This is a genomic window from Sporolactobacillus spathodeae, from assembly GCF_016908935.1.
Lineage (GTDB): Bacteria > Bacillota > Bacilli > Bacillales > Sporolactobacillaceae > Sporolactobacillus > Sporolactobacillus spathodeae.
Window position 1 is genome coordinate 1 of the sequence record NZ_JAFBEV010000008.1, and the last position, 16,934, is coordinate 16,934.

General features: G+C 43.4%; 14 protein-coding genes. 4 read left to right on the top strand and 10 right to left on the bottom strand.

Annotation, left to right across the window (positions count from 1 at the left end; translation table 11 throughout):
- Positions 1-201, top strand: a 201-nt coding sequence (locus JOC27_RS05640) for a hypothetical protein (RefSeq protein WP_205006045.1), incomplete at its 5' end; no start/stop codon positions are given.
- Positions 202-271: 70 nt separating this feature from the next.
- Here the strand turns inward: JOC27_RS05640 and JOC27_RS05645 are convergent.
- The 4 genes from JOC27_RS05645 to JOC27_RS05660 all read right to left on the bottom strand — a co-directional run bounded on the left by JOC27_RS05645 (position 272) and on the right by JOC27_RS05660 (position 4,131).
- Positions 272-1,012 (bottom strand): alpha/beta hydrolase, encoded by a 741-nt coding sequence (locus JOC27_RS05645; RefSeq protein WP_205006046.1) that lies wholly within the window; start codon positions 1,010-1,012, stop codon positions 272-274.
- 36 nt (positions 1,013-1,048) lie between these two features.
- Positions 1,049-1,879 carry a carbohydrate ABC transporter permease gene (locus JOC27_RS05650; RefSeq protein WP_205006047.1) on the bottom strand — a complete coding sequence of 277 codons (831 nt, stop codon included), beginning with the start codon at positions 1,877-1,879 and terminating at the stop codon, positions 1,049-1,051.
- Positions 1,880-1,896: 17 nt separating this feature from the next.
- Positions 1,897-2,790: a carbohydrate ABC transporter permease gene (locus tag JOC27_RS05655; RefSeq protein WP_205006048.1), complete on the bottom strand. Its 894-nt coding sequence runs from the start codon at positions 2,788-2,790 to the stop codon at positions 1,897-1,899.
- An 87-nt stretch (positions 2,791-2,877) separates the two neighbouring features.
- Positions 2,878-4,131 (bottom strand): sugar ABC transporter substrate-binding protein, encoded by a 1,254-nt coding sequence (locus JOC27_RS05660; protein WP_462933468.1) that lies wholly within the window; start codon positions 4,129-4,131, stop codon positions 2,878-2,880.
- A gap of 216 nt (positions 4,132-4,347) precedes the next feature.
- Here JOC27_RS05660 and JOC27_RS05665 point away from each other — a divergent pair, with 216 nt between their 5' ends.
- Complete coding sequence (locus tag JOC27_RS05665) at positions 4,348-5,319, top strand: LacI family DNA-binding transcriptional regulator (RefSeq protein ID WP_205006050.1); 972 nt, start codon at positions 4,348-4,350, stop codon at positions 5,317-5,319.
- 330 nt (positions 5,320-5,649) lie between these two features.
- Here JOC27_RS05665 and JOC27_RS05670 read toward each other — a convergent pair whose 3' ends face one another.
- Positions 5,650-6,615, bottom strand: a complete 966-nt coding sequence (locus JOC27_RS05670) for a hypothetical protein (RefSeq protein WP_205006051.1) — start codon at positions 6,613-6,615, stop codon at positions 5,650-5,652.
- Between the two features lie 83 nt (positions 6,616-6,698).
- Between JOC27_RS05670 and JOC27_RS05675 the strand changes: the two genes are divergently transcribed.
- Both JOC27_RS05675 and JOC27_RS05680 read left to right on the top strand, forming a co-directional pair.
- Complete coding sequence (locus JOC27_RS05675; RefSeq protein ID WP_205006052.1) at positions 6,699-7,067, top strand: hypothetical protein; 369 nt, start codon at positions 6,699-6,701, stop codon at positions 7,065-7,067.
- 43 nt (positions 7,068-7,110) lie between these two features.
- Complete coding sequence (locus JOC27_RS05680; RefSeq protein WP_205006053.1) at positions 7,111-7,788, top strand: thioredoxin domain-containing protein; 678 nt, start codon at positions 7,111-7,113, stop codon at positions 7,786-7,788.
- A 107-nt stretch (positions 7,789-7,895) separates the two neighbouring features.
- Here the strand turns inward: JOC27_RS05680 and JOC27_RS05685 are convergent, their stop codons facing one another.
- From JOC27_RS05685 to JOC27_RS05705, 5 genes are all read right to left on the bottom strand, one after another.
- Complete coding sequence (locus JOC27_RS05685) at positions 7,896-8,426, bottom strand: MerR family transcriptional regulator (RefSeq protein WP_205006054.1); 531 nt, start codon at positions 8,424-8,426, stop codon at positions 7,896-7,898.
- 39 nt (positions 8,427-8,465) lie between these two features.
- Complete coding sequence (locus tag JOC27_RS05690) at positions 8,466-8,651, bottom strand: hypothetical protein (protein WP_205006055.1); 186 nt, start codon at positions 8,649-8,651, stop codon at positions 8,466-8,468.
- 23 nt (positions 8,652-8,674) lie between these two features.
- Entirely contained in the window at positions 8,675-12,055 is a 3,381-nt protein-coding gene (locus tag JOC27_RS05695) for a GH36-type glycosyl hydrolase domain-containing protein (protein WP_239529899.1), read from the bottom strand.
- Positions 12,052-14,226: a beta-glucosidase BglX gene (gene bglX / locus JOC27_RS05700; RefSeq protein WP_205006056.1), complete on the bottom strand. Its 2,175-nt coding sequence runs from the start codon at positions 14,224-14,226 to the stop codon at positions 12,052-12,054. The genes JOC27_RS05695 and bglX overlap by 4 nt, the downstream gene beginning before the upstream one ends.
- A gap of 605 nt (positions 14,227-14,831) precedes the next feature.
- Positions 14,832-16,631, bottom strand: a complete 1,800-nt coding sequence (locus JOC27_RS05705) for a hypothetical protein (RefSeq protein WP_205006057.1) — start codon at positions 16,629-16,631, stop codon at positions 14,832-14,834.
- Between the last annotated feature and the right edge of the window lie 303 nt (positions 16,632-16,934).

The following is a 16,934-nucleotide window of genomic DNA, read 5'->3' on the forward strand; positions in this document are numbered from 1 at the left end:
ATTTGGTGCGACTCTCAAAATTCGGTGCGACTTTTCTTGATTTTGGAGCGACTTTTCTCGGATTCGGTGCGACTTTTGCTCGATTTGGTGCGACTCTCAAAATACGGTGCGACTTTCTTTGATTTAGGAGCGATTTTTCCAAGTTTCGGTGTGACTTTCGGTCGATTTGGTGCGACTTCCGATTTGCCCGATTCGGCCTAACTTTTCCCGTGTTCGGTCTAACTTCTCTCAGGTTCGGTCTAACTCTTTCGCTCGAAAAAGGAAGTCTGTATCAGTGATCCAGCCAGTTCAGTGACGTGACGATTTCCTCGTTCCAAAGTTCCCAGCTGTGCCCGCCTGGTCGATCTTTGAAAATGTAAGAAGATGACTGCTGTTCGAACTGTTGCTTGAACCTCAGATTGTCGGAGTAGAATGGATCGTCCACACCGCAAATTTGAAGAAACGCTGTACCTTTCATCGCCTTTTCGTCTGCTATGGCTAGTAAATGGAACAAATCATTCTCTGATCCTTCGAAATCAGATTCGGATCCGAAAATCAGATTGAAATCCTGCTCACGTTCCAAACTTTCATGACGCATACGCGCGATATCCACTGCTGGCGAGAGCGCAAAAGCCTTTGAATATTGGCTTGGTTTGCTCAGGCCGTATTTTAGTGCGCCGTATCCACCCATCGAGAGCCCGCCGATAAACGTTCGGCTGCGATCGGGACGCAGCGCAAAAATATTTGCAACGATCTCAGGAAGCTCTTGAGTCAGGTATGTCCCATATTTTGCGCCGAATTTCATGTCGGTATAGTAGCCCCGATGCGTATCCGGCATGATGATTGCTAAATCTCTTCCCTCTGCAAGAAGCGCAATTGATGAACTTTGGAGCCATTGTTTGTCATTGCCGAATAACCCATGCAGCAAATACAGAACCCGCGTCTGCTCCGAACGATGCTCAGGAATAATCGCTTGAAAAGTTGTCTGATGCCCGAGCGATTCTGGTAGACAATCCACAGATACAATCGCCATAATGCACCTTCCTTTCGCTTAAGATCTGCAACAGATTTATTTCATGCCGGAGACATTGAAGCCTTGCAAGATATATTTTTGCAAAACGAGAAAAACGATGACGATCGGAATCACCATAAATGACGATCCGGCCATTTGCAGGGCGTAATTACTTGCATGCTGCCCCTTGAGCAGTGCCAGTCCAACAGAAAGCGTATAGTACTTCTGATCATTTGCGATAATCAATGGCCAAATGAAAGAGTTCCAGCCGGCGATAAAAGTCAGAATGCCCTGAACCGCGAGCACAGGCCGCGACACGGGAAGAATAATTTTCATAAAGATATAAAATTCGCTGCAGCCATCAAGACGAGCCGCTTCGATGATCTCGTCGGAAATGGTTGACATGAACTGACGGAAAAGGAAAATACCGAACGCGCCAACTAAACCGGGCAACGCAATACCAAGCAATGTATTAGTCAGATGAACCATATTCAGCATTAAGTAGACCGGGATCATCGTGACCTGGCCGGGAATCATCATCGTTGCGAGCACAAGATAGAATAAACCGTTCTTCCCGCGGAATTTGTATTTCGCAAACCCATAGCCCGCCATCGCGTTAAAGAACAGACCCAAAAATGAGAACAAAACAATAATAATCGTGTTTTTCAGGTAGACAAGAAAGTCCATCTGAGTAAACAAGTTGATAAAGTTTTGTAAAGTAATAGACTTCGGCCATAAGGTTGGTGGAATTTGCAGAATTTCCATATCCGTTTTCACCGAAGAGAGGATCATCCAAACAAAGGGAAGAACCATTAAGAACCCGCCAAGAATAAGAATTGTGATCACAATCGCTTTTGCCAGTCGGGTATGCTTAAAAGCTTCATTCATTTTCGCTCACCTCGCCCTCACATCTGGTTATCCGCGTTTTTTTGCTGCCCGCGGAATTGAATTAGCGTCACCACAATGATAATGACAAAAAGAATCATTGAACCAGCAGCGGCATAACCGAATTTACTAAACTGAAAACCATTTTGATAGATAAACAACGCGATCGAATTGGTGCTGTTCAGTGGTCCGCCACCTGTCATGACAAACGGTTCTTCAAAAAATTGCAGCCAGCCGATTAATGTGGTCACGGTCACGAAAAATGTGGCGAACCGCAGCATCGGTATCGTAATCTTTGTCAGGCGTTGCCAACTGTTCGCGCCGTCAATCATCGCAGCTTCATAATAGGCTTTAGGAATGCCCTGAAGCGCGGCCAAAAAGATCAGCATATTCACACCAATCGCCCGCCACAACGCGAGGATAATCAGCGCAATTTTTGCGACAGTCGGATCCTGAAGCCAGGGAATCGGACCGAGATGGACAAAATGGAGCAGGAAATTCAACAGGCCAAATTGCGGATTATAAAGATAGTTCCAGACAACGGCAACAGCGACCACATTGGTGATCGACGGTGCGTAAAAGATCAATCGAAACAATCTGAAAATCCAACTATCGCCAAAGTTTATTAGCAAGGCAATCCCCATCGAACAGATAATGACCAACGGAACACCGAATAGCACATAGAATAATGTATTCCCGATCGATTGAAGAAAATTTGGATCCTGAAAAATGGAAATATAATTTTCAAGACCAATGAAGTGGATCTGTGACCAATCTGCTAATCCAGTAATATTAATGTCTGTGAAACTGATGATCAGTGAGACAAAAATTGGAATTAGTGAAAAAAGCAGCAAAAGAATCAGTGCCGGTGCAATGAAAAAGTAAGGGCTGCTTTTATTTAGAAAAATTTTCATCAGACATACCTCCCCAGTAACAGCAAAGCATGTCAATATGCATTGACATGCTCTCTGCCATCACTCAACTTGTGAATCGCCAGGTGTTTACTTCTGATCCAATAATTTTTGCGAGCTGCTGTTGAATGCATCCATTGTTTTCTGAACATCTGCGCCGCTTCTGTAAATCTTTTCCCAACTTGCAAGCTCATTTTGCGCAATTTGTTCAAATTGCGGCACGAGCGGGAGCGGTTCTGCAGTTTTTGCCTGTTCACCAAAAGTCTTGTAAAGCGGATCATCCTTCAGTGCTTTATTCTCCCAAGCTGCGGTAACAGCCGGCACATCCGTGCTAATTTTCAACCAATCCATCTGCGCACGCGTACCGCTCAGATAGTTAATCAATTTCGCTGAATTCGCTTTATTCTTCGAATACTGGAAAATGGTCAGATCCGCGCCGCCGAGAATTGATTTGTTATTCACTTTTCCTTTTGGAAGAACAGCGGTCGCCCATTTTCCTTTGACATCAGGAATCGTGGTGTTAATCGTGTTGATGTTCCACGAGCCACTGATAAACATTGGAACAATGCCCTTTCCACCAAACGATTGGGTCAGATCAATACCTAGATCAGTCTTCGGTGTGGCGCCCTGCTTGATAAATTGATTCATATAATTAATGGCACCGACAAAAGCAGGTTGATTAAACTGGGCTTTTCCGTTTTCAATTAAATTGGATCCATTTTGACGTGCAAACATAAAGGCAGTACTCTGTTCTTTTGGATCAATTGTCAGGCCGTAATACCCTTTTCCACGTTTCGATAATTTTGTTGCGGCATCAAGCAGTTCGTTCCATGTTTTCGGGGCACTGCTGTAGCCGACTTTTTTCAAAAGGTCGGTCCGGTAAAAGAGGACACGTGTATCCACATACCATGGTGCGCCGTAATATTTTCCATTATATTCTGCAGTCGCGACAGATCCTTTGAAGAAGTTGCTCTGCTTGAGATTCGGATTGTCTTTGATATAAGGCGTCAAATCCGCAAGCGCCCCGGCTTTGACAAACTCAGGCATCCAGGAGGTCCCCATGGTAATGACGTCCGGGCCGGATTTGGAAGCAATTGCTGTCAGCAGCTTATCATGCGCGTTCGCCCAAGGAATGGCCTGCACATTGACTTGAATCCCTGATTGTTTCTGAAATTTTTTCACGAGCTTTTGAAAGGGCTGCGGCTGATCGCCAAAGAACCAGACGGTAATCGACTTATTTTTTGCTGATGATCCGGACGTTGTCGCTGAGGAAGAACAGCCAGACAGTCCAAACGAAAGAATTAATACAAGGGAAAGAAGCACAGCGGTAATCGTTTTACTCATCTTTTTCATCAACTTACCCCCTAAACAATTTTATCGAAACGTTTCTATAAGCATTATAAACCAGATAGTAAGCGTTTACAATATTTTTGTTGCTTATTTCTTCTTATGATTTGAATGCCACGAAGTGTAATGGGTCCGTTTACAAAATCACGTGATTTTCCTATACTATAGTGAAAGGTTTCAGTAAAATGTCCTTTTTTCCCTGGAGGTATTCCCATGGTCGGTATCAAAGAGATTGCAAAGCGCGCAGGCGTGTCCATTTCCACAGTGTCTTATGCACTGAATGGAAGTCATAAGATCCCTGAAGCGACAAGAGAACGAATTAAACAAATTGCCGATGAATGCGGCTATATTCCCAACCGCGCAGCAAGAACTTTGCGGAATCAGACAACCCGAACCATCGGTGTTTTTCTTCAGAATTACGGTGGGCAATTTTACAGTGAGATGATCAAAGGCATGAATACCATGCTGGCTGACGCTCAATTTGATTTGATCATTTGTTGCGGATCGCGTTCGCATCACTTTATTCCCGAACGGATGATTGACGGCGCCATCATTCTTGATTCAAGTTTTCAGACCGAAGAGATTCTGGACTACGCCAAACGTGGTTGCAAAATGGTCGTCCTCGACCGGGTGCTGCAACATAAGAATATCAGTCAGGTGCTTCTCGACAACCGCAACGGCGTTCTTCGCGGACTCGAGCATCTCCGCCAGTCGCCTTCATCCAGCAATCTATATATTGTAACTGGGCCCGAAGAGAATTATGACAGTAACGAGCGGATTGCCGCCGCCCAGTCCATCTTGGCAAATGATAAGAAAGTAAATGTAACAACCATAAAAGGCGATTTCTCACGTTTATCTGGTCAAAAGGCGGCCAAACAGATTGAAAAAGAATATAAGGGACAACCGCTATCCGTTTTTGCGCTTAATGATGAGATGGCGCTTGGCGTTTATGAGTATTTTCAGGAGAAGGAACCTAAAATGGGCAAAGATATCTCGGTGATCGGATTCGATAATGACTGGATCTGCAACTACTTGTCCCCAACCCTTACCTCAGTCAATTATTCCAAATACGAATGGGGTTACGCTGCCGCAGAGTCGATGATCCATCTGATCAATGAGGGTGAATCGGAAAAGAAGAGCATCCCAACGGACCTGAAAATCCGCGAGTCTGTGTATCTACCGTAAAAAAGATGATAAAAAACTTGGCGTAGCCAAGTTTTCGCTATTTACTAAATCAATTTCGATTTATCAATCATTACGGATTCATTGACGAATCTGGGTTCTCTAAATCGAGTAGGAGGAAGCCTTCGGCTTCCGACCTCTTCACACCACCATGCGTACGGTTCCGTACACGGCGGTTCCATAATTTACACGCATACGCTCATACTGAGGCAACCAATCTTTAATGCCCCACCGCATGAAAAATTGACAGCCTGAGCTAAATTATCCAGGAAAAACATAGAACCAGTAAGGGATTGGGACGCTTTTCTATCTTTCAAGTTTTAGTTATAAAGCTTATTTCCATTTCACGCAAACAGCTAAGCCACCTACGCCTGTTATTGTCGCTGCTAAGCTTTTAAATGCATTACCACCGATTCGCAATTTTTCTTCCCATGAAGTAGCTCGAGTTAATAGCTTCGAAGCTTCCCACAAACCACCTAATTCCTTAATATATTTCTTTGCCTTAATAATTTTTGCAGCTGCAAACAAATTAGAACCAATAAACCAAGCAATAGCAGCTGAACAAGCAGCTATCTTTCCCCAGTTAGGATCAGCAACAACTGGATAAACAGTGTTAGCATTTGTATCAATAATTTGAGTGATAGTGTTACCGTGCACTTCATAATGTGTTGGGATAAAATTACCATTCGCATCTTTAGCCCATGCCGGTCTAAAAATTCCAGTTACTATATTGTCTGAATCAACTACATAAACTTCACCAGTGTCATTCTGAGCACCTAAGTAATCTGCAGAAGTTACTAGTTTGTTTCCTTCAGGTAAGTCCATTGTGAAGTCATAACTTTTAGGAGATTCATTGTCCTTGATGGTAATTAATGTTTTAACGCCATCAACTGTGGGTTGTACAGCTAGCCCGAAATCATTATCTGAATTGTCATATACAACCGTTCCATATTTTGTTTTCGTTGCATCCGAAGATGCTTCTTGGTCAGGCAATGTTATTGACATGTCATTTGCTGGATCTTCTTTATCGGTTAAATTAATGGGATTTTGAGAATTATCTGGAACTGTAACTTTTTCTGTCTTACCGCTAACTGTTGCAGTTAAATTACCATTCTGTTCAGATGGTTTGACTATGTCACTTGAACTTGTAGCACTATTGACTGCATTGGCAGTTTGGGAAATATTTTGTTCATCATTACTAGCTGCACTTGAAATAGTAGGCTGAAAAAGAAACACTATTAATGAAAAAGAAAGTAAAGAAACCATGAATAAAAAAAACTTACTTTTAACTTTGATCATGTGTCATTCTCCTTCTATAATTTACTTTATTAAATGTATCGGAATAGACGGATTAAAATAACCAAGAATTGAGATGATTGAAGATGATTGAAAGCATTATTTATCTTATTTTGGGATTACTTGTACTTATTGCCGGATTTTTAGAATTAAAAAAAGAGTTGTCAGAAAAAAGAAACAAAAGTGATACAAGAAAAATGTCTGAAAGTGAAGCTAAGGATGAATTGTTAAGGATTTTGGACAGCGGTAACTTATTTTTCCTTGTAGGAATAGCGCTATTAATTCAACTATTACTTCACTTTAGGAACTTTCAAGCTATATATTTTTTTCAAGCTTTTTTAACAGGAATGGGGATTCAATCTTTGTTCATTATTTTAAAATTTACGAATAGAAAGTTTTTAATCTATGAGGTAAGTACAGTGATAATTGTAACACTTTTACTTTACGTAGCTTAAAAATAACATTCGACAAATAAAGACATTTTCTGGAAATGGGGTAGTGCTCACGAACAAAAAAAAGGTTTTATATATTACATTGCTATCAATGTGCATACTTATCGTTAGTAGTTTTTCAATTTTTTTCTTTTATCATGATCACAATAATAAATACGTATCCAATGATAAAATTAAGCTTTCTAATGGGAAAATATTCAATTTAGTCGATCAGCCTTTTCTTGGCAAAAAAGACGCAAAGAACATAATTGTGGAGTTCTCAGATTACAGATGCCCCTGGTGTGGAAAGTTCCAAAAGGATATGTATCCTTTAATAAAGCAACGGCTAGTCAAAACAGGAAAAGCAAAATTTTATTATGTAAATTTAACGGTTTTGGGCCCAAATTCATATAAGGCAGCGAATGCTGCCGCATATATATATAAACATTATCCCGAGCATTTCTTTAAATTTCACGATATTCTATTTAGTTATCAAAAAAACGAAAAAAAGAATTGGGTTACAGATAAACTTTTGTTGAATGTGGCCAAAAAGAGCATTCCAAATTTAAATGAAAATAAGTTTATTGGTTCCATAAAAAATAAAGAGTACATGAACCAAATTAAAAGTCTTGACAGTAAGATTACAAAAATAGGAATACGCGTAACGCCAACTCTTATCGTTAACGGGAAAGTATCCAATCCATTTGAATATAAAAGTATACAGAACAAATTAATCACGGAATGAATGACAAATAAAAAGCCAGTGTGGCACAAACATTTAGAAATAGCTACCTATATCAAGTGTTTGCGCCACATTTTTGTATTCGAATATTATACAAGATAGTCTTATTTTTAAGAGAAAAAGCGACGGAAAAATCCTTTATTAATCTGTTGTTCCTCAGCAGCCGCAGCAGTTAACTGCTGATTTTTGCGAATTTCTTGGATAGCACGGATCATCCGTTGATCACGTTCGATTAAACGCCGATCGATAAACTGACGCTGTTCTTCGAGTGCCTTCAAGAGCTGCTCGTTCTGCCTTTCAAGAGCCGTTCTTGCCGTTCGAGAATAGCAGCGAGAACGGCTGTGTCGGCTGGCAACGGGTGCATTCGTTTGGGGAACGGGTGGCGTTCGTACATCGTCTGAATCCATTGATACAATTAGGTTTGCGGCCTGATCAACCGTTACACCCTTGTCTTGAATCAGCTCTTTTAGGCGACGCAAATTAGCGATATCCCATTCGATAAACGCACGACTACTGTTTGTCCCCTTTGTAAATACATTGCTGTTTTTTTCAAGTTGAATACACCATTTACGCAGTGTACTTTCACCTATATGAAGTATGTCAGCGACTTCTCTTGTCCAAAACGCACGTTCTGATGGCATGGCGTTCCCCCGTTCGCAACCCGTTATCCTATATATATCTTAAACATAACAAATTATTGGGGCATACTGGGGAAAAAATGATTGTGGTCTGTCGATAACGCCGCCTACTCTGTCAATCGCGCCACCTACTCTGTCAATGTCGCTGCCTACTCTATCGATGTCGCTGCCTACTCTATCGACTCGGCGCTCCTTCAAATTAGCAGCAAAAAACAACCGGCGCGCCAACACGCCGCCGGTTGTTTTCCTTACTATTTTCCCGAACTCGGAATAAAGATATCGAATACATTCTCTGTTTCGCTCAGGTGTTCATTGAGTGTTTCAGCACTGATCACCATGCCGCCGACTCGATAGGGATTACTGGTTAGATTAAACGGAATATCTGCGCCGTTTAGTTGGATCTTTCGCTCAATCCCTGCAGCGATGTGATAAACAAACAGCGCCGGCTTGCCAAAGCATTTAAAACGAAACCGGTAACCGTTCTGTTTGTCTGAAAGCACTGGGTCGATCACAAGCTTCCCCGAATGCGCGCGAATGCCTAACCAATGCGTGACGATCTGATTGAACAGAATCCCCGGGCCGCTGGAATAGATACGCCAACCGCCCTTCACCTGAACCTTACCTGTATGAAGATCGCCAAAATGTTCTTGAGCTTCATATCGTGTCCGAAAGTCCCCATCGGAGCTGCTAAAATAGGCATTCGCTTGCCGGATGGCCGCGTTTTTCACCCTATCCGTGATGCCGATCGGATTAATCGCGGTCAGCGCCTCCCAAACAGCGTCGGCATGACCGATTTTCGCCATCGCCTCGATATAGCGGATATGGGCGTGAACGTACATCAAACCAATCTCGCGTCCAAAATTAGCCGCCTGTTCGGCTCGCTTAAAATGAACGCTGACGCCGCCCCTGTACCGAGCCGGCCTATTCATCAGCCGCACGCCATCAGGAAATTTTAGATGATCCCGGATCAGCCCGACATAATTATCCGCCTCATTTTTTGTGACCAGTTCGGCAATCATTGAGCGAGTCATCGGCAACAAACGATAGTCAATGCCTGTTTCCGGATCACCCGGATAGATAATTCGCTGCAGCTGATCGGCGCTAGGAAAATAAAGAAAGCCGGGAATCGCCGAAAAACGCAGGATATATTTTCTAAAATCCTCGGCAATCTTGTCCGCAGTTTCTTTCAGCTGATCAGCAAATGCGCCATCATAGGATTCAAGCGCAGCACTTAATTGGCGCATCGCCTGATAGGTCAGGGCCACCGTCCAGCTGCTCGCCATCTGCTCCTTCATCGACGCATCGGCAGGCTGGAGCGTGTCATCCCAATCCCCGTTCCCATAGCAGGAAAGATGCGTGCCAGGAAGGAAATGCGAGCCAATATACTGCACTTCTTTTTTCAAATGGTCGTATAATGGCACCGGTTTATCCGTGTAGCAGAAATCGCTGCGCTTCATATAGGGCACGGGCACATCGAGTATCGAGACATCCCCGGTGGCGTTCAAATAATCCGCGAGTGCCTTCATCGGCCAGACAATGATGTCGCCGTGGCTTTCCTCAAATTGAATTTTGGAATAGCGATCGAACATAAACCATTGCGGCCAATTGCCGTCGTCCTCGTATTGGTGGCTGTAAACTTTCTCAAGAATCTTCCCGGCAACGTCAAAATGCTGCGCCGCCAGAAAAAATTCAAACGGGCCCTGACAGACATCACGTGTCCCCCAAGCCGCGCCGCCGTATTGTTCCAATCCATGAGGTGACAGATAATGAACAAGCATATCGTAAGCATACCAAGAAACGAGCGTATCTAATTGGCCAGTCTCATCGTTCGCCGAACCGCTGCCAGATAGACAGAATCCGTTCCGTAATCGGTCCATGAACATGTGATACACGTTCGCCTCTTTCTCTGCGTCAAGTGATCGCTCCGTCCGCTGAACACCTCTGCTGCTGCCCTGAATGAGCAGTTCCACTTGGGACGCGGCATCTGTCTCCAAAACCACTAATGAAGACCCGGTATCCGTTGCGGTTCCTGAGAGCAGCCGCTCATCCCCCGAAACGCGGAATGACGGGCCATCAACATTCAGAGAAAAAGTCAGATCCGGATAAGCACTCTGTATCAATTGATTTTCTGGATCCGGCCTGAAAAAAAGGCGCTGGCCTTCCTGCGCCATAACAAAACCATACTGATATTCCTGATCATTCATCAAAATCTGTTGCGTGATCAGGAAGTTGTATTTTCTTCCGGATTGCGAACTGATCGTCAATCCAACACGCGCAGAATCTGTTGCGGCAACTGTCGTTATCGTGATGCAATCATCTTCTGTTTTATAAAACCATCGAACGCAATTGAAATCCATTTCAAACAGAGACGGCAAGGTCAGCAGATGGTAAGCCTCGTCGGTCTTAAGATAAATTCGCTGTCCGGAAGTTTTAAGCACATTCAGCGCATTGCGGCTATTCGACATCATTTTATTCATCGATGTGTTTCCAGAAACCACTTGCGAGTTGAAGATCCCGTACATATAAGCCGTTGTTGCCATCTGGTCGTCGTCAGGAAAAAGCGTTTGCCCGCTGATCAGAATATGGCCATGCGGGCGCTCTGTCCGTAATTCTTTGGCCTGCAACACAATATGCTTCTTATCTGGTGTAAAAAAAGATAGCAACTGACCGTCTTGCCACTCTTCATAGAGCCGCTCCGGATACATCGCCTGAACATCCTCTAGTGACAGTGAATCTGCAGCACGTGGTTCGCCGATATCTTTTGCCGGCGCAAAATGTTCCACCGGAGTCAATGTTGCGGGTTCAGCAGATACGCCGGCCCAAAGTTCCCGGATGTCATTCAGATCAGTCAATTGAGCCTCGCTAAGCCGCTCCGGATGATTTTCACTGAAGTCTGCGAAAATAACGACTTCTTTCTTTTTCCCATCAAGAATAATCCGTTCCGATTGCAGACCCGCTAGCGCAAACTCATATTGATCGATTGCATTGGGTAGCTGCGACCGGGTTAACGCAGCTGGAACGTTTGTTTTCTTGTAAGAAAGACCATAGAATTGAAAGCCGTCCGTCAAATACCCTGCGGCACGATTGAAGATGCCCTGCCTCAATGATGGAAAATTGCCTGCCGCCTGCGGCTGATTCTGTCTCGAACCAAGGACATAGCCGGTCGCATCATTTTGCGCGCAGAGCTGATCAATATATTGCGAGACATACGCCTCGTTCGCTGACACAGCGGACGGATTAGCCAACCCGAGATCCTGCGTGTAGATGAGATCGGCAGTCAGATTCAATCCGTCAAGCGTGACCGACCAGAACCATGTGTCCTGTTCGGTGAGTGTCAATAACACGTCATACGCCACGCCGCACCAGCTGCCCTCCCATCGCGCGCTGCTTGCGCCAACTGAGAAAGCACTTGATGAATGAATCCCAAGCAATGGCGTGAAATGAATGCCGTCTGCATCAAAAAGCCGTAAATAAATATTATTCATTGAGCCATCAACGACATTGCTATGCACTTGATTCACCATGATATCGCCGACGCGGAGTTCAAATAAATCGCCGCTTTTCAAAAAGCGCGCCATGGTGCGTCCTTTTTTCAGATCAAGGGTCTGATTTTCGATTATCGTTCGCATCATCGGGGCACCCCATCTTTTTTCACAAAATCAAAGGCAGCGTTAAGGGTTCGCGCGCTGCTGTCGCCGACCCCAATTTCAAAACGACCACTATCGCTGCGAGAGCTGAGATCCGAATGAACATAGCGCAGCATCGGTTCATTAATGGTGAAGGATACCTCAGCGCGCGCCCCCGGTTTCAAAAAGATTTTTTTAAATCCTTTTAGCTCTTTTATCGGTCGCACCGTCTCTGCGGCAACATCGCGGAGATAGAGTTGCACAACGTCCGCGCCCGGCCGATCGCCCACGTTTGCCACAGTTACAGTCACGATCAGCTGCTCGTCTTCCATTAGCCGTGACGCGGAGAGCTTCAGATTTTCGTACATAAATTGCGTATAACTCAGCCCGTAACCAAAGGCAAACAGCGGTTCATTGGGACAATCGATATATTTTGAGACATATTTTGGTTCCTGCGGATTCTCTGCCAGCGGACGCCCTGTATTGAAGCTGTTGTAGTAAACCGGAATCTGGCCGACGGTTCTCGGGAAGGACATAGTCAATTTTCCCGATGGGTTGGTCTTCCCGGTTAAGAGATTAACAATGGCCTCTGCGCCTTCGCTTCCCGGAAACCAGGCCTCCAGAAGCGCATCGGTTTGTTCCGCCAGGCTCCCTAATTCGAGCGGTCGACCATTGAAAAGAAGCGTGACGATTGGTCGCCCGGTTGCTTTCAACGCCGCAAACAACTTTTGCTGACAGTCCGGAAGCGTGATGCGCGTTCGACTGGATGCTTCGCCACTCATCGCTGAAGATTCACCGACAGCAAGAATGACGACATCCGATTGCTTCGCCGCTACAACGGCTTCCTCTAGAAAATGTGAATTGGTCTGGGTGATTCCAGAGCCTTTTGCAAAAAAGGTATCAAAAGATGCGTCCTTCAAGAACGCTTGCTTCAGTGTCTGCGTGTCCCGAGGCTCACCTTTCCATGACCAAGACCCCAGCAGATCGCCACTGTCCGCAAATGGACCAATCAAAGCGATTTTCGCATGCCCTTGAAGCGGCAAGATGCCGTTATTTTTCAGCAAAACACAGCTTTCCTCGGCAAGTTTCCGCGCTTGTTCCCGATGCGCCGCACAGTACACGATTTCTTTTTCCTTTTCCTCATCGACACCTCGATAAGGGGATTCAAATAATCCAAGATCATTTTTCAAATTCAGAATCCGGAATACCGCTTGATCAATTAGCGATACGGGAATCCTGCCATCAGCCACAAGATTCTCAAGCGCATGCGGGTAACAGAGCGTCATCATCTCAATATCGACGCCCGCCTTTATCGCTTTTTCCGCGGCTTCCTGTTCGTCTTCCGCGACACCGTGGGCAAGCAGTTCACGCACCGCGCCCCAATCGGAGATAATAGTTCCGTCAAACGCCCATTCATTACGCAGCACTTGGCGCAGCAGCCATCTATTTGCTGAAGACGGAACACCCTTTATCGTATTGAATGAGGTCATGATCATTTTGCATCCGGCATCCACAGCCGCCTTGTACGCAGGCAGATATTCCTCACGCATCCGCCATTCCGACAGATCGGTTGTGTTGTACTCTCTGCCCCCTTCTGCCGCTCCATATGCTGCAAAATGCTTCACACAGGCGGCGACACGATCCCGATCGTTTTTCAGATCATTGCCCTGAAATCCCTGAACAAATGCTCGGGCGAACACCGAATTAAGAAATGCATCCTCGCCAGTCGATTCCATCACACGTCCCCATCGCGGATCGCGGACCAAATCAACCATCGGTGCGAAAACGACATGCACACCAGAGACAGCCGCTTCACGTGCGGCAATTCGCGCAGCCTCTTCCGCCAATTCCGGATGCCACGAACAACCGATCGCTAGTGGTATCGGAAAAATCGTCTTATAGCCGTGAACAACATCTGCCATGACCAGCAAAGGAATTTGCAGCCTGCTCGCTTCCAAGTGCCGCTTTTGAAGATCGATAATCTGTCTCGCCCCAGAAGCGCCAAGCGTGGAACCACTGTCCGCCACCAACTTTTCAGTGACGCCCATCTGAGCCATCGGTCCTGTGAGTGCACCCTCCGCATCCGAATAAAAATTGCTCGATAGTTGGACAAGCTGCCCGATTTTCTCTTCCAGTGTCATCGTATGGAGAAGTGTCGTTAATTCCGATTCTTTCATTGTATTCATCTCCTTTAGTCGAAACGTTTCACTAAAGGTCATTATAAGCGCTTTCAAAATTAAATTCAATAGATTTTCTTTATCTAAAAATGTATTTTTCATGTCCTTCAAACTGGAATCTGCGGATGCTAGCTTTTCCCACAGGCAGCTCGCGCCTTCGTTGTGGGCGCAACTAACGAATTGGACGCTTAACTAACGAAAGACGCGTTCAACTAACGAATCGACCGCTCGAAAAAAATGCGTCTCAGCCTCCCATACGTGAAAAATGTCCGATCGATCGTTTTTGTGACCATCAATCGGACGTTTGATTTAGTTGTGGTCTAAATTCTTTATAAGTTGTTCTTTCTCAGACTTCTCTTTCGTAAAATCGATGCGTCTTAACTCAATCTTCTTAATAATTTAATCCGAATCCGGGTCGGTGTTATTGCGTTTATTCAAATTAATCGCGTATTTGCCTTAATATCATTTGCAGATAATGTGAAGTCAAAGATATCGGCGTACGTTACTCTCAATTTGCACTTTCTGAGTGAACTATTTTTCCGATGATCAAATCACAAGTCGATTCGGAAGTATCACTGTTCTCAATCACACTTCCAAGTATGCACTCAAAAGGCTCCCTCAAGTAAAAGCTTTATATATGTTTCTTCATCCAACTCACGACTGTTTTTTAAGACATCCATTGTGGCATTGGCAAAGTCACATATTAGCGTAAACGTTTGTTCCAACGATTGTCCATTATTTGTGTTATAGCGGTGCAACACAACACCGACGGTCAAGGTAATGTACTCTCGTAGATGCTTCATAAAAAGTGAAATATTGTATTCTGTTGTTGCGGTATGTACAATAGCATTTCGGACTCTGTACAGCCTTAATAAGTGAAAAGAGACCCCTTTTTGATGCTCCTCCATCAACTTAGAAACTTTCTTCCCACTTTGTAAGCATTCAGAAAGGCAGCGACATCTGTAACTCAAAAGAGTATTTACTTTTTTACATTCATGAATCAGTTTTTGATTCAAAGATTCATCGATAAGTATGCATAATACTGCTGTAACTTTCTTTTTTGACGACCAGTTAGATTCTAGGTCATAGCCCATTTCTTTCAAATTAACATGACATCTGCGGCAATCCTCATAAAAGTTTCTCACTAATCCATAAATATAATGATCGAGTTCTGAGGCACTCACCACTTTAGTAATGCTTTCAATATCTCCCGGGTATTCTTTTGTCTGCACAAACGACTCCAATGCAATCCATAAATTGATAAATGCTGATTGCAGCGATAGTGACTCATCACTTATTCTAGAAAATTCAAATACACTTCTGATTCTCTTTGCAAGATTTTGAGTCGCATCATTTTGTATACTGTCAAGAACCGGCTCGATTATCGAAAAAGGCGCCACTGCCTTATTAAACGCAGTAATTATTTCAACTTCAATTTTTCTGCTGAACTTGTCCATATTTGGATAGAGGATAATTGGCTTTTGGTTTAATCTAGGAGAACTGTACCCATAAAAATTTAAGAAATCATATTTTTTCATGATTTGTTGCCAAGATTCATTTACAGCTGCATAGAGATCAAATGCATTGATAATCTGTCGAATATAAACGCCGTCACCTCTGATATGATTATCTAAGCCATTCATCGAATACGTGTCGAGAACTTCTCTGCCACTAAGTATATCCAATTTTACTTTTCCGCTTATATCCTTAATTATCTCCGACGGTTCTTGATACGCGGAAAATAAGCAAATGTAAGTCATCTTATCGCTTTTTAATCTTTCAAAAAAAATATTCCAGCAATCTTCAGAGTCTCCTGAATCAGCTTTTTCTTTTATTGTATTCACTAATAAACTATACAGCCCCTGAATGGACCATCCTCTCCCCATCAATTCGCTAATCAGAGATTTCATCGTATTATTTAATTTAGTAAGCACGAGATGATCATCTGCACCATCTTCAATTTTTTTATCAAAAATCTCGATCACTTGATCAATAGCCCAGTTTAAATAGCACGCTTGAATTTGACCCAGTACATTATTCAACTGATACGATAACGAATAAAGCTTATGAACGGCACCCAACGAATAGTTTTGTTGTAAAGCATTTGTTATTAATTTGTATTGAGATTCAGCTTTCTTTTTAAATAAATCATCTTGATTTATAATTGATCTTGCCTCATCAAGCAAACATTTTAAATGGTGTTCAGTACGTATTTCTCCGTTTATTAGCAAATCAACAACATAAGAGAGCTCTTTAAGTGCCTCATGTGAATTAAGATAATGGACAAAATAGGTGCTGTGGGTATTTACATTCAAAAGTTCAAACCATCTCTGTATAAAAAAAACTTGTTGTGTATTATACTTTTTGTCGCCGTTAATATCTAAGTCGTTGATTTTTCTTTCCATATGCTCACTCCTTAAAAAGTCATCAATACATTGACAAACGAGCAATTAAATCATACAATATTGAAAGATGGTATATAATAGTGATTGTAAAGGAGCTCCATTGGATTATGAGGCTGATCGGCCCACCCAGTGTACAGCTCCTTTTTTAGCAATCCCCCAAAAAGAACATACGTTCTATGTTAAATTAACATAAAATTTAGGATTTATCAATGATAATGACAACCTTACCTCCCTTTACACATTCTATTAGAAGATTAAAACCAGGCGACTCCATTAAACATCCATTAAAATGATTACACAATA

Excerpts from the sequence above, each read along its gene's own strand:
- JOC27_RS05665 (WP_205006050.1), top strand. The coding sequence starts at position 4,348 with ATGGTCGGTATCAAAGAGATTGCAAAGCGCGCAGGCGTGTCCATTTCC.
- JOC27_RS05675 (WP_205006052.1), top strand. The coding sequence starts at position 6,699 with ATGATTGAAAGCATTATTTATCTTATTTTGGGATTACTTGTACTTATT.
- JOC27_RS05670 (WP_205006051.1), bottom strand. The coding sequence starts at position 6,615 with ATGATCAAAGTTAAAAGTAAGTTTTTTTTATTCATGGTTTCTTTACTT.
- JOC27_RS05685 (WP_205006054.1), bottom strand. The coding sequence starts at position 8,426 with ATGCCATCAGAACGTGCGTTTTGGACAAGAGAAGTCGCTGACATACTT.
- bglX (WP_205006056.1), bottom strand. The coding sequence starts at position 14,226 with ATGAAAGAATCGGAATTAACGACACTTCTCCATACGATGACACTGGAA.
- JOC27_RS05705 (WP_205006057.1), bottom strand. The coding sequence starts at position 16,631 with ATGGAAAGAAAAATCAACGACTTAGATATTAACGGCGACAAAAAGTAT.
- JOC27_RS05650 (WP_205006047.1), bottom strand. The coding sequence starts at position 1,879 with ATGAATGAAGCTTTTAAGCATACCCGACTGGCAAAAGCGATTGTGATC.
- JOC27_RS05695 (WP_239529899.1), bottom strand. The coding sequence starts at position 12,055 with ATGATGCGAACGATAATCGAAAATCAGACCCTTGATCTGAAAAAAGGA.
- JOC27_RS05660 (WP_462933468.1), bottom strand. The coding sequence starts at position 4,131 with ATGAGTAAAACGATTACCGCTGTGCTTCTTTCCCTTGTATTAATTCTT.
- JOC27_RS05655 (WP_205006048.1), bottom strand. The coding sequence starts at position 2,790 with ATGAAAATTTTTCTAAATAAAAGCAGCCCTTACTTTTTCATTGCACCG.
- JOC27_RS05645 (WP_205006046.1), bottom strand. The coding sequence starts at position 1,012 with ATGGCGATTGTATCTGTGGATTGTCTACCAGAATCGCTCGGGCATCAG.